Here is a 14,241-nt window from a genome sequence, read left to right on the forward strand (position 1 = left end):
ACAGGTCCAAAATAACCTGATATCTATGTATGATTCTACTGTAAAATATCTTGCGTGCCAAGAGAAAGTATGCTACAATTCATTAAAATTCGGAAACAAAACCCAAGATTCAATAGCAGGGCCAGGCCCATAAGATAAGGAAGGGACATAATATGGAGTTAATGTACCAGAGCACACGCGGTGGAGAAAAAAATGTAACAGCTTCTTTGGCAATTCTGAAGGGACTTGCAAAAGACGGAGGCTTATTTATGCCTACAAGGATTCCGATGCTGGATATTTCTATGAAGCAGCTGGCAGGAAAGACTTACCAGGAGACTGCTTATGAGGTAATGAAGCTGTTTTTCACTGATTTTACAGAAGATGAGCTGAAAAATTGTATTAATAAAGCATACGACAGTAAGTTTGACACAGAAGAGATCGCTCCTCTTACAAAGGCGGACGGCATGTATTTTTTAGAGCTGTACCATGGAAGCACCATTGCATTTAAGGATATGGCCTTGTCTATTCTTCCTCACCTTATGACTACAGCTGCAAAAAAGAATCATGTAAAAAATGAGATTGTAATTTTAACAGCTACCTCCGGGGACACAGGAAAAGCCGCTTTGGCGGGCTTTGCTGATGTAGACGGCACCAGGATTATAGTTTTTTATCCAAAGGGCGGAGTCAGCCGGATTCAGGAATTACAGATGGTGACTCAGACAGGAGACAATACCAGTGTAGTAGCCATTCACGGCAACTTTGATGATGCACAGACAGGTGTGAAGGAGATATTTAACGATAAGGTGTTTGCTCAGCGTTTAGAAGAAAAAGGATTTCAGCTTTCTTCAGCAAATTCTATTAATATCGGCCGCCTGGTGCCGCAGATCGTATATTATGTATATGCATATGCCAAATTATTAGAGAATCAGGAGATTGAGGACGGAGAAAAGATTAATATAACAGTGCCTACAGGCAACTTTGGCAATATTTTGGCCGCTTATTTTGCAAAGCAGATGGGAGTGCCTATTGGAAAATTAATCTGTGCTTCCAATGATAATAAGGTTTTATATGACTTCTTCACAACAGGCACATACGACAAAAACAGAGAATTTATTTTAACTAATTCTCCGTCTATGGATATACTTATTTCCAGCAACTTAGAGCGTCTGATTTATTTAAGCGCAGGCTGCAATTCAGATGTAAATAAGAAATTAATGGAAGAGCTTTCAAAGGACGGAAGATATACTGTAACAGAAGAGATGAGCAAAAATATGAAAGATTTTTGCGGAGGATATGCTACAGAGGCAGAGAACGCAGCTGTTATTAGAAAGCTTTTTAAGGATACAGGATATGTAATCGACACACATACAGGGGTGGCTGCCGCTGTTTACCAGGAATATAAAAAAGAGACAGGGGATACACAAAAAACTGTAATTGCATCCACTGCCAGTCCATATAAATTTTCCAGAAGCGTTATGGAAGCCATCAGCTCAGATGACAGTTTAGAACACCTGGATGAGTTTGAAATTGTAGACCGGCTTCACAAAATTTCAGGTATGGATATTCCTCAGGCAGTGGAAGAAATACGTTCTGCCGCAGTTCGTCACAATATGGAATGTGATAAAGATCAGATGAAGGAAACTGTAGCCCGTATATTAGATTGTTAAAAAATTGATTATCCTGCTCTTCACAAATGATAAGAAATAGTATATAATGATTGAATGAAAAGAAAACAGGCAGGCAGCAGTCATAAAGCCTGCTCAGTCTTAGCAAACAAATGGAGGTTTAAGAGATGTTAGTTTCAGCAAAAGAGATGCTTGAGAAAGCAAGAGACGGCAAATATGCAGTAGGCCAGTTTAATATTAACAACCTGGAGTGGACAAAATCTGTTTTACTGACAGCAGAGGAGTTAAAATCCCCAGTTATTCTTGGTGTATCTGAGGGTGCAGGCAAATATATGACAGGCTTTAAAACTGTTGCTAATATGGTTAAAGCAATGATTGAAGAGCTGAATATTACAGTTCCTGTAGCTCTTCATCTGGATCACGGTTCCTATGAAGGATGCTACAAATGTATAGAGGCAGGATTCTCCTCCATTATGTTTGACGGTTCTCACTATCCGATTACAGAAAATGTAGAGAAAACTACAGAGCTGGTTAAAATCTGTGCAGAAAAGGGCATGTCCCTGGAAGCAGAGGTTGGCTCTATCGGCGGAGAAGAGGACGGCGTAGTAGGACTGGGAGAATGTGCAGATCCTATGGAATGTAAGGCTATTGCAGATTTGGGCGTAGATATGCTGGCTGCAGGTATCGGCAATATCCACGGAAAATATCCAGAGAACTGGCCAGGCCTGAGATTTGACGTTTTAGAGGCTGTTAAAAAGGAAGTAGGCGATATGCCGCTTGTTCTCCACGGAGGTACAGGAATTCCAGAAGATATGATTAAAAAGGCTATCAGCCTGGGAGTTGCAAAGATCAATGTAAATACTGAGTGTCAGCTGTCATTTGCAGAAGCTACACGTAAGTATATTGAGGCAGGTAAGGACTTAGAAGGAAAAGGATTCGACCCACGTAAACTTCTTGCTCCAGGCGCAGAAGCAATTAAGCAGACTGTAAAAGAGAAAATGGAGCTGTTTGGTTCTGTTGGAAAAGCCTGAAAATAATTTGAGCTGAATATAGGCGGGGGTGTTGTGAAATTAGTATCAATATTGATTTTGCAGCATCCTCGCTGTTTTGTTGATTTGCGGGAAGAGAGGAAAGTTGAAGAATTTATGAGCGAATTAGTTAATATTGCGGAATTGTTTGGAAAAAATGTGTTTAATGAATCAGTGATGCGGGAGCGTCTGCCTAAAAGCGTTTTTAAAAAGCTGAAACAGACAATAGAAGATGGAACAGAGCTGGACCCGTCTATTGCAGATGTAGTGGCTCATGCTATGAAGGACTGGGCTATTGAAAGGGGAGCCACTCATTATACTCACTGGTTCCAGCCGCTGACTGGGATTACAGCAGAAAAGCACGATTCTTTTATTTCAGTTCCTGGCCATGACGGAAAAATCATTATGGAATTTTCCGGAAAGGAATTAATTAAAGGTGAGTCTGATGCTTCCTCCTTCCCCTCCGGCGGTCTTCGGGCAACCTTTGAGGCCAGAGGTTATACAGCTTGGGACTGTACCTCCCCCGCATTTTTAAGAGAGGATGCCATTGGAGTTACATTGTGTATTCCAACGGCCTTCTGCTCTTACAAAGGAGAAGCATTAGATCAAAAAACTCCTCTTCTACGTTCCATGCAGGCGATTGACACACAGGCTTTAAGAATTCTCCGCCTGTTTGGCAATACAAATTCTAAAAGAGTAGTGCCGTCGGTAGGACCAGAGCAGGAATATTTCCTGGTGGACAGAGAAAAGTATTTAAAAAGAAAAGATTTAATATATACAGGAAGAACATTATTCGGAGCTATGCCTCCTAAGGGTCAGGAGCTGGACGACCATTATTATGGGGTAATCCGTGAAAGAATAGGCTCTTTTATGAATGAGGTAAACAGAGAATTGTGGAAGCTGGGAGTTACTGCTAAAACACAGCACAACGAAGTAGCTCCGGCACAGCATGAGCTGGCGCCCATATATACTCAGGCAAATCTGGCGGTAGATCACAACCAGATGATTATGGAGACATTGAAAAAGGTAGCCGGTCGTCACGGACTTACATGCTTGCTTCACGAGAAACCTTTTGCCGGGGTCAATGGTTCTGGAAAACATAATAACTGGTCTCTTGTTACAGATGACGGTATTAATATGATGAATCCGGGGGATACGCCTCACGAAAACGTTCAGTTTTTACTTGTTCTGGCATGTATTTTAAAGGCGGTGGACGTTCATGCAGATCTTTTAAGAGAATCAGCATCAGACGTGGGAAATGATTACCGTTTAGGAGGAAACGAGGCGCCTCCTGCAATTATCTCTGTGTTTTTAGGAGATCAGCTGGAAGATGTAATTGATCAGTTGTGCAATACAGGAGAAGCCACTCATTCCAAGCAGGGCGGTACATTAAAAACAGGAGTTGCCACCTTGCCTGATCTGGATCAGGATGTGACAGACAGAAACAGAACATCCCCATTTGCATTTACAAACAATAAATTTGAATTCCGTATGGTAGGTTCATCTGATTCTATTGCTTCATCTAACGTGGTGCTGAATACTATTGTGGCAGAGGCATTTAAAGAGGCCGCTGATATTTTGGAAAAAGCAGAGGACTTTGATATGGCAGTTCATGATTTAGTGAAAACATTGTTCACAGAGCATAGAAGAATTGTATTTAACGGCAATGGTTATTCTAAATCTTGGCTGAAGGAGGCAGAGAGAAGAGGTCTGCCGAACATTACTTGTATGGTAGAGGCAATTCCTGCTCTTACAACAGATAAGGCTGTAAAATTGTTTGAGACATTCCATGTATTTACAAGAGCTGAGTTAAAGTCCAGAGCGGAAGTAGAATATGAGGCGTACGCCAAGGTTATTAATATTGAAGCCAGAGCTATGACTAACATTGCAGGCAAACAGATTATACCTGCTGTAATCAGGTATACTACCCGTTTAGCGGATTCCATTGGAAAAATAACAGGAGTATGCCCTGAGGCAGATTTCAGCGTACAAAAAGAGCTGCTGTTAGAAACCTCAGATTTACTGTCAGAGATGAAAACAGCTCTTGCGGAGCTGATTGATTTGTCAGAAAACTGTAAAATGATAGTGGATGCAAAGGAGAGAGCCTTAGCTTGTCACAGCCAGGTAGTTCCGGCGATGGAGCGTTTACGCAGACCGGCGGACATTTTAGAGAGAATTGTGGATAAAGATTTATGGCCGTTCCCATCCTATGGAGATTTGTTATTTGAAGTATAGTATGGTAAGAACATGGTACATAATTTTATGAAATAATATAGTTTATTTAAATCGCCCCCCAATTCCTAGATTTTGATCTAGCCTTGGGAGGCGATTTGTATTTAGTAATATTTTACTTTTTATAAATTACAGCATAGCGCCGGGGCCGGCAGATGAATCTGGGCTAGAAGAACTTTGCCTGCTATTGTTCTGGGAATCCTGATTTTCTGCTGGGACTTCGGCGGTTTGATTATCAGCAGAAGCATTAGAGCCGTCTAAAGCGCCAGCTTCTGCATTTTCCACAGACTCTATTTTAGTAAGAGAGCCGTCGGCAGCCGCCTGGTAATCGCTGTCGCCAATATGAATCGTTGTGTTAGAAACCATAATACCGCCTGCAGCTCCATCCAGATAATATTGCTTTCCGTCAACTGTAATCAGGCCTGTTTCCATTTGTCCTGAACTGTTAAGGTAATACCATGAGCCGTTTAAGTTCAGCCAGCTAGTCTGCATATGCCCGCTTTCGTTAAGATAATACCAGCTTCCGTCAGGATTAATCCATCCTGTTTTCATAGCTCCGGACGGGCTGAAGAAATACCACTGCTGGTTCAGCTGCCTCCAACCTGTTACCATCTCGCCGGAATCCTTCAGGAAGTAAGAGGCGCCGTCCACTGTCTGCCATCCTGTCTGCATAACTCCGCTGGAAGATAGATAATACCACGCAGAATTTACTTGTGTCCATCCGGTTTGCATGTGGCCGTTTTCATTAAAGTAGTACCAGTTGCCGCTGTTTTCCACGTTCTGCCATCCAGTAGCCATACGTCCTGTGCCAGGGTCCAGATAGTAGTAAATATTGTTCTGCTCCAACCAACCCTTATAAGCCTGGCCGTCTGAATCTATATAGTACCATCTGCTTTGATCCTGTATCCAGTTATCCTTCTGCATCAGATAATTTTGGTAATAATATGTTTTATCTCCAATGGTTCTCCAAAGATTAGCAGGAATTTTTGAGGAAAGATCTACATATTGAAAATCAATATCTACATCTCCCTGAATACCGGATACTGTGCCTGTGCTGGCAGCCTGCCACATAACCGGATTAGAATATTCGTGCATTTTACCGTAACGGGCCACCCATACGTCATAATCCACCTGACTCATATCAATTTTGTTGGCCAACCAGTGATCGTTGGCATAAAGAATGGGATAATATCCTGCCTCTTCAATCCGCTCACAGAAGGCGTTAATAATGTCAGCCAGCTGCGACGGGGAAAGAGTGCTTTGTACAGAAGCTTCCATATCGAAGGCAACAGGATAGGATATTGGATAATCCTTAATCAAATCTAAAACAAAATCTGCTTCAGCCACTGCCATATCAGTAGTAGTGGCGTATGAATAAATATATGCGCCTAACTGGATTCCAGCGTTATATGCTCCCTCGGCGTTAATTCGGAAATAGGGGTCTACATCATTGTTATATCTTGTTCCCAACATAACAAACTCAACGTCGTCAGCGGCCACTGCATTCCAGTCGATATTTTGTTTCCAATGTGACACGTCAATCCCTCTGGCAAATACACCGTGTACAGGCGTACCGTCAGCCAGTTCGTAGACTCCGTTAGTTTTCTGATAAGGGGCGGCGTATGTAGGTATAGCCGGAACCGCTGTAAAAAGAAGGGCCGCCGCCATAAAACCGGCCATTAAATTATGTCTTTTCATTGTCATGCCTCCATGTTAATTAGGACCAGATGTCAGCCCTTCTTCTAAATCTCCGCCGCTAGGCTTTTTGCTGGACGGACTCCAATAATCGGAGGAGGAAGGGGAGTTGCTGGAGCCGTTGGAACTTCCAGGGGCCCCTGTAATTACGCCTGAAGAGGAACTTCCAGAATTATTGCTGCTTCCGCTGGGACTTCCGGAATTATTGGAAGAACTGCTGGGAGGGGCGGTAATTACATTATCTGAGCTGCTTCCCCCCGGGCTGGTATTGGAAGAATTATTGGAGGAACTGCCTGGATTATTAGAATTCACATTGCCAGGAGTTCCGGAGGAGCCTGAAGTATAAACCCCGTTTGAAGCAAAGGTATAATTAACACCGTCAATATTTAAGGTGGTGTTTGCAGCCATCTTTCCTGATGAAGGATCTAAATAGAAATAGTTATTATCAATTAACTGCCATCCTGTCTGCATATGTCCTGCATTATTAAAATAATACCAATATCCGTCAATCTGTTTCCAATTGTGGGACATAACGCCGCTGGAAGTATCCATATAATAGCGATTTCCGTTACTGTCCTTTAGCCATCCAGTAGCCATAGAACCGTCTGTGTTAAGATAGTAGTAATTTCCATCAATCTGCTGCCATCCTGTAAGCATTTTTCCGTCTTGGCCGAAATAATACCACTTCCCGTTGATTTCCCTCCAGCCAAATACGCAGGTTCCGTCACTTTCCTTAAAATAATACCACCCATTATCCATATTGCGCCATCCGGTAGCCATAGCGCCGTCAGCTTTTAAATAATAATAGGTACTTGTTCCATTTACATGAATCCATCCCGTCTTCATGGCGCCGTTATCCTGAAGATAATAATACTTTCCGTCAACCATAGCCCATCCTGTCTGCATCTGACCAGATGCATTAAAGTAGTACCAGGTATCATTGATTTTTTGCCATCCAGTGGACATACGTCCTGTCTGCAGGTCCATGTAATAGTAAATATTGTCAGTAGTGCGAATCCAGCCCTTATGAATAGAACCGTCATCGTCTATATAGACCCAGGAGGAGCCATCCTTTTTCCAGTCAGCATAAGCAGAAAAAGCCGGAGCAATGGTCATCATACCGATTAACCCGGCGCAGGCAGCCAAAACAACAGGTCGTTTGTGTGTCATAATACAGAACCCCCTTTTTTAATAACTCACTTAATAACTCACATAATAATTTATCTCATTGGTACAGCACTTTTCATATAACAAACATGATTCTTTTTTATCGTTATGAGCACTTAGTGCCTGTATTTTAGACACTTACGTGCGATACATGAAAAACAGTTTGCCAGGTCTTTCACGAGCACTACTGTTTTTATTCCACTCGTTCCTCGTTCCATAAAAACTACGGGAACCCCAAACTTCGCTATAGCGAACTTTGGGTAGCAAATAGTTTCGCGCTTTGCACTCAACTATTTTTTTATTATAGCACAAGAAATGCAGTAAGAAATAACGTTTTTATTACAATTTAGACAAATCTGCATGAAATTTTCCATAATAATCCTTAGCGTAGCGGTACATAATCAGCGTATATTCTCCAAACTCTTCCCCTAAGGTGCTTTTATAAACTGCCCACAGGCTCCAGAGGAATCCTCCTAATGCCATATAAGAATAAATAACTAGACGTTCTTCTAAGGAAGGTTCTCTTTTAAAATACAACTGCATCAGCTTTTCTAATTGTTCTGTATTATAATAGGAATAAATTGCGCACATGGAAATATCAATCAGAGGATCGCACATGCCTGCATATTCCCAGTCAATAAGACGTATTTGCCCGTCAGGCAGTATTAGAAAGTTATCAGCATTGCTGTCTATATGGGAAAGAATTTTCGGTCTGTTTAAGCTGTTGAGCCAGTCCATCATTTCCTGCATGTGATTATACACGTCCTTGTAATCCTCAAATAAAATACTGCCTCTGCTTTTACATAAGGTCTCATAAAAATGAATTCTTTCCCAGATATCAAATGAATGTTCTGTTTGAAGGCCAGCCTCATGGAATGACTTTAAAAGCTCCATACATGACTTCATATCCTCCCAGCTGTTAGAATTTGCAGTGCGGGACCCCTCATAATATTTGGCAATCTTATATCCATTTTCCCCATTAAAATAAATAATCTGTTCTGTTATACCTAAAGCCTCTGCCGCTTTATAAACATTTGCCTCCTGGCGGCGGTTTATAAGCAGTTCTGTTCCAGGCCCAGGGATTCGGCAAATGTATTTTTCATTATTAATATTAAATAGGAAGGATTTATTCGTCATTCCAGACTTTAAACAGCAAATATTTTTAATTGCCGATTCCTCCACATGGAAAACTTCAGCCACCAGCTCTAAGGCTTTATTATCAGAGTGCGTCTGGTATCTGGGATCAAAAAGCCGCAGTTCCTCCAGGTTTTCAAATTCATAAATTTGATTGTCAGGTTGGCAGTTAGCGTACATAACAGCACGATTCAAAAGATCATCTGTAATCTCCAAGGCTTTTGAAGATAAATCTTTAAAATGCTTATTATAACGATTTAATGTTTTTTTCACAGTTCCATTTACAATATCCATGTATACATGTTCCCAGTAAAATTGCTCTGTTCCGGGAGTTTCATAATAAGCTTCCAAAACGGGAATATAATGATCAGAAAAATCAGCAGAAAAGAAAACAGGGCCATACATAAACCATGTGTCGCAGCCTCCTACATGAACATTGGTGATCTTTCCCTTCTTATTAAAACCTACGCACCACTCAGAAGTTTCTCCATCAGTATGGCTCAGTGCGTACCAGGCGCTGCACTCATAAGCGTGAAACATATTTTCTCTTAACCAGTTATCAGAAGACAAAAGATACATATTCCTTCCTTTTAATAGATGCCTGGCACGATACACAGTAGTCAATGTATTTTTAGATGAATATTCAGGATTATATAGAAGCTTAACCTGGTATTTATCAATTAAGTATTCAAATTTCTCTTTTAAATAACCGACCACAATAGTAATATCATAAACTCCTGCTTCATGCAGCTGTTTAATCTGACGCTCAATCATTCTTTCCCCAAAAACCTCTAAAAGCCCTTTAGGCATCTCAAAAGTAAGAGGAACAAAACGGGAACCAAAACCGGCAGCTAAAATTATCGCACCGTCTACTTTATAAGGCTTCATATATTCCTCTCCTGCAGGCATGAGAACATGACATCCTGAATTCTGCTGATCCGGAGCCAACAGTCCATTAGAAATACATTCTTTCATTAAATGATTTACAGTACCTAAAGAAACATTTAAAGCCTTTGCCAGCTCTCTTTGTGTAATATCTGGTTTCTCCATTATATTGCGGCAAATCAGTCCATAACGGTCCATATTCTAAATTCCTCCTAAAATATGTTCAAAAAAAATATAACTATATTAAATATGAACATTATACCATGTTGAAAGTAAAAATCAATGAAAAATGTTAAATTGCATCTCTGCGGATGCAATTTGTTGCGAAAAAGCTCTTTTTGTAATAATTACGTAAGAAAATGAACAGAGAAAAGTTATGGTATTTTTATTAAAAGTATATTATACTGTAAACGTGATGAAGAGGTAAAATAAAACCTTTAGGAAAAATATCAATATTTAACTGATTTTTCGAGAAGTTGGAAAAAATGTAAAAAAAGTATTGATAATTTCCCATATAGGAAGTATAATGACCTCGTAATGCAATTAGAAATTTCAAAAAGGTATTTCAAAAAGAAAAAAGGAGAGTGCATTCATTATGAGAAAGCAGACAAAATTAGTTGCAGTATTATCTGCATCAGCTCTGTTAGCAATGGGCGCTTCCATGACATCTTTCGCAGCAACTGGCTGGACACAGGAAGATGGCACATGGTATTACTATGACAGAGACGGAAGCCGCGTAACAGACGAGTGGAAGAAATCAGGAAATTACTGGTTCTGGTTAGATGACGACGGAGAGATGGCTACAGATATGTTAGTAGAAGACGATGACGACTACTACTATGTAGACGTAAACGGCGTTATGGTTACTAATAGATGGGTAGCAGTAGACAATGAGGATGCTGGTGATGAAGACGAGCCAGATCAGTATTGGTACTACTTCCAGTCAAATGGTAAAGCTTACAAGGGAAGCGATAATTCTTCTACAACAAAGTTCAAAACCATCAACGGCAAGAAATATGCATTTGATGATGAAGGACGTATGCTTTACGGCTGGGTAAGCAATGACGGCGAGAGACAGACAGGTGACGACGATTGGACAGATGCTGTATACTACTTAGGTGATGAGAATGACGGTGCTATGTCTACAGGCTGGAGACTGATCAGCATCACAGATGACAGCTGGGATGAAGACGACGATACATTTGATGAGGATCAGGATCGTTGGTTCTACTTCAAGTCCAATGGTAAGAGATATGAGAATACAGACACAGATAAAGAGTTTGTTACAAAGACAATCAACGGCAAGAAATACGGTTTTGATGATAACGGTCGTATGGTAGTTGAGTGGAACGTTGCAACTACTGTAGGAACACAGGGTGAAGCAACATACACAAGAGAGTGGTCATACTTCTCATCTCCAGAAGATGGAGCTCGTAAGACAAAAGGCTGGTTCAAGGTAATCCCAGATGAGGATCTGGATTCTAAGGAATATGATGATGCAGAAGAGTACTGGTACTATGCAGATGGCAACGGCGAGCTGTATGCTAACGAGATTAAGACAATCAATGGCAGAAAGTATGCGTTCAACGAGTATGGCCGTATGCTGGATAGCTTAATGCTGGTTGAGTTTGCTACAACTACAAACAGCAGCGGTGTTGAGGTTGCCAGCACAAAAGATATCGTAGCTTCTTATGAAGATGACGATGCTAACTACAACTTTGAGACAGAAGATGATCTGGATGCAACAATTAAGAAGATCATTGAAGAAGGTGATGCTGGGCATATGAGCTTCATGTACTTCGGAGGTGAAGATGATGGAGCTGTAAAGACAGGCAAACAGTCTATCGACATTGATGGCGACAAGATTGACTTCGAGTTCAATAAGAGCGGAAGCAAGAAGGGTCAGGGTAGAAACGAAGTAGATAAGTCTGACAAAGTTGCTTATGCAATGGGTAAGAAATACAAAGCAGATTCTGACAACAAGTATGAGGTCATCTTAGAACTGGAGAATGGTGTTCTTGTATCCTTAACAACTGAAGAATATGTAAATTTGATTACTGGTGAGCCAGAAATAACTTACAAATCAAATGGTGATGAAGATAATAAGTACTACCTCGGTAAAGATGGTCAGACAAAGCCAACAGTATATGATGGTCAGGATATTGAAAATACTTGGGTAGTAAATACATCTGGAAGCCTTGTTAAGACAAAGAGCAAATGCAAAGATGGCGATGACTACATTATCAAAGTTGATAACTATGTAGTTAAAGAAATCTACGAAGAGTTAGACTAATCAATAATCTATATTTCGATATGAAATTCTAATTGCCAAAGATGTTAATTCTATGATTAGCATTCAGAAGAGAGACAGTGGAAGCTGTCTCTTTTTTGAATTAGAAAAAGAGAGTACCCTCCAGCCTATTGGCCTTATGGATACTCTCTTTTTGTATGCTAATAATCAATATCAGCATACATGGCAATTAGAATTTCATATCGAAAGTAAGAATCACTAATACTCTAATTAGTCTAATTCTTCGTAGATAGCTTTGATTTCCCAATTGGATACATCCAGGATAATGTCATCGCCGTCTTTACATTTGCTCTTCTTCTCGATAATCTTACCAGAAGTATTTACTACATATGCGTCTACACCTTGTGGAAGAGATACAGTATTGTCTACATTGTTTGTAGCGCTAGTGTAAGCTGTATTCTGGCCAACATATCCGCTCAGATCTGTATCTTTATCATAGTATACCATATATTTTTCTTTTTCAGCATCTTTATCTTTGTATACTAACTGACCTGAACTTGTCACATAGCTAGAATCAAGGAAGTCTTTTACACTCATGCTTTCCAGTGTATAACCGCTACCATTTTCTTTTCTGATAATTACTTCATACTTATTATCAGAATCTGCCTTATACTGTTTACCCATTGCATATGCAACTTTGTCTTTCTTGTCAACATCGCACTCGCCGTGTCCCTTAGCTACGCCAGACTTGTTGAAGGAGAATGTAAATTTATCGCCGTCAATATATACAGTCTGCTTGCCAGTCTTCATGGAACCGTCATCTTCGTCGCCAAAGTACATAACAGCATAGTCTCCAGCTTCATCAGCCTGAGCCATCAGAGTTCTTACAGTAGCATCGAAATTATCTTCTGTGTCGATTGGCAGTGTAGCATCGTCATCATCATATACCATTGCTACATCCTTATTGCTGCCGCTCTCAAACTGAACTAACTGTAATCCATCCTGCATTCTGCCGTACTGGTCAAATAAGTACTTTTTGCCCTTAATTGTCTTAACTTCGTTAGCAACTACATCGCCGCTTCCGTCAGAGTAATACCAGAACTCTTCTGCATCATTGTATTTGGAAGCATCTAAGTCGTGATCTGGAGTTACTTTATACCAGCCTTTTGTCTTGCGGGCGCCATCTTCTGGAGATGAGAAGTATGCCCACTCTCTTGTAATAGAGCCAGTAGCTGTATTTACACCGTCTACAGCTGATGTTGTATTTACATTCCATTCAACTACCATACGACCGTTATCGTCGAAACCATATTTTTTGCCGTTGATTGTCTTTGTAATATAGTTTGGATCTGTACTGTTGTTGTAGTATTTTTTACCATTGGACTTGAAGTAGAACCAACGAGTCTGCTCGTCATCAAAGTTCTCATCGTATGGGTTGTCATCTGTCCAGTCTTCATCTAAAACTGTAATTTCCTGCCAACCAGTCTTTAAGGCACCGTCGTTCTCATCGCCCAGATAGTACATACCATCTACGCCCTTCCAGCCGTCGTCATCTGTCTGACGCTCTCCGTCGGAAGATACCCAGCCGTAAAGCATTTTTCCATCCTCATCAAAAGCATATCTTTTGCCGTTGATGGTTTTGAATCTTGGGGAAGAATTGTTGTCATTTCCCTGGAATGCTTTACCGTTGGAGCCAAAGTAGTACCAATACTGATCTGGCTCATAATCATCGCCAGCATCCTCATTGTCTACTGCTACCCATCTATTAGTAACCATAACGCCGTTTACGTCTACATAGTAGTAGTCGTCATCGTCTTCTACTAACATATCTGTAGCCATAGCTCCGTCGTCATCTAACCAGAACCAGTAATTTCCTGATTTCTTCCACTCGTCTGTTACGCGGCTTCCGTCTCTGTCATAGTAATACCATGTGCCATCTTCCTGTGTCCAGCCAGTTGCTGCGAAAGATGTCATGGAAGCGCCCATTGCTAACAGAGCTGATGCAGATAATACTGCAACTAATTTTGTCTGCTTTCTCATAATGAATGCACTCTCCTTTTTTCTTTTTGAAATACCTTTTTGAAATTTCTAATTGCATTACGAGGTCATTATACTTCCTATATGGGAAATTATAATTACTTGACATAAGTTATAATAAGAGTTGAAGTTTGCTGAAAAAAGTTCCTAATATTTCCTTATAATTAGGGCCAAATTAGACAAAATGACAAATTGTCATTTTGGCAAA

The 14,241-nt window shown here is 40.6% G+C and carries 8 protein-coding genes; 4 read left to right on the top strand and 4 right to left on the bottom strand.

Annotation, left to right across the window (positions count from 1 at the left end):
- The first annotated feature begins 152 nt into the window (after window positions 1-152).
- From thrC to C1A07_RS10345, 3 genes are all read left to right on the top strand, one after another.
- On the top strand, window positions 153-1,646 hold the full coding sequence (thrC, locus tag C1A07_RS10335; RefSeq protein ID WP_101877035.1) for a threonine synthase: 1,494 nt from the start codon (window positions 153-155) through the stop codon (window positions 1,644-1,646).
- 125 nt (window positions 1,647-1,771) lie between these two features.
- Window positions 1,772-2,635, top strand: coding sequence for a class II fructose-1,6-bisphosphate aldolase (gene fba, locus C1A07_RS10340; protein ID WP_101877036.1), 864 nt, complete (start codon window positions 1,772-1,774; stop codon window positions 2,633-2,635).
- 114 nt (window positions 2,636-2,749) lie between these two features.
- The gene (locus C1A07_RS10345) at window positions 2,750-4,867 is read left to right on the top strand and encodes a glutamine synthetase III family protein (protein ID WP_101878115.1); all 2,118 of its coding nucleotides are present in this window, start codon (window positions 2,750-2,752) and stop codon (window positions 4,865-4,867) included.
- A gap of 126 nt (window positions 4,868-4,993) precedes the next feature.
- Here the strand turns inward: C1A07_RS10345 and C1A07_RS10350 are convergent, their stop codons facing one another.
- The 3 genes from C1A07_RS10350 to C1A07_RS10360 form a co-directional block, all read right to left on the bottom strand.
- Window positions 4,994-6,562: a GH25 family lysozyme gene (locus C1A07_RS10350; RefSeq protein WP_242972294.1), complete on the bottom strand. Its 1,569-nt coding sequence runs from the start codon at window positions 6,560-6,562 to the stop codon at window positions 4,994-4,996.
- 15 nt (window positions 6,563-6,577) lie between these two features.
- On the bottom strand, window positions 6,578-7,729 hold the full coding sequence (locus C1A07_RS10355) for an N-acetylmuramoyl-L-alanine amidase family protein (protein WP_101877038.1): 1,152 nt from the start codon (window positions 7,727-7,729) through the stop codon (window positions 6,578-6,580).
- 336 nt (window positions 7,730-8,065) lie between these two features.
- Window positions 8,066-9,943 carry a sugar phosphate nucleotidyltransferase gene (locus C1A07_RS10360; RefSeq protein ID WP_101877039.1) on the bottom strand — a complete coding sequence of 626 codons (1,878 nt, stop codon included), beginning with the start codon at window positions 9,941-9,943 and terminating at the stop codon, window positions 8,066-8,068.
- 397 nt (window positions 9,944-10,340) lie between these two features.
- Here C1A07_RS10360 and C1A07_RS10365 point away from each other — a divergent pair, with 397 nt between their 5' ends.
- Window positions 10,341-12,038 carry a cell wall-binding protein gene (locus tag C1A07_RS10365; RefSeq protein WP_101877040.1) on the top strand — a complete coding sequence of 566 codons (1,698 nt, stop codon included), beginning with the start codon at window positions 10,341-10,343 and terminating at the stop codon, window positions 12,036-12,038.
- A 228-nt stretch (window positions 12,039-12,266) separates the two neighbouring features.
- Here C1A07_RS10365 and C1A07_RS10370 read toward each other — a convergent pair whose 3' ends face one another.
- Window positions 12,267-14,036, bottom strand: coding sequence for a cell wall-binding protein (locus C1A07_RS10370; RefSeq protein ID WP_101877041.1), 1,770 nt, complete (start codon window positions 14,034-14,036; stop codon window positions 12,267-12,269).
- Between the last annotated feature and the right edge of the window lie 205 nt (window positions 14,037-14,241).

Source organism: Lachnoclostridium edouardi, from assembly GCF_900240245.1.
Classification (GTDB): domain Bacteria; phylum Bacillota; class Clostridia; order Lachnospirales; family Lachnospiraceae; genus Lachnoclostridium_A; species Lachnoclostridium_A edouardi.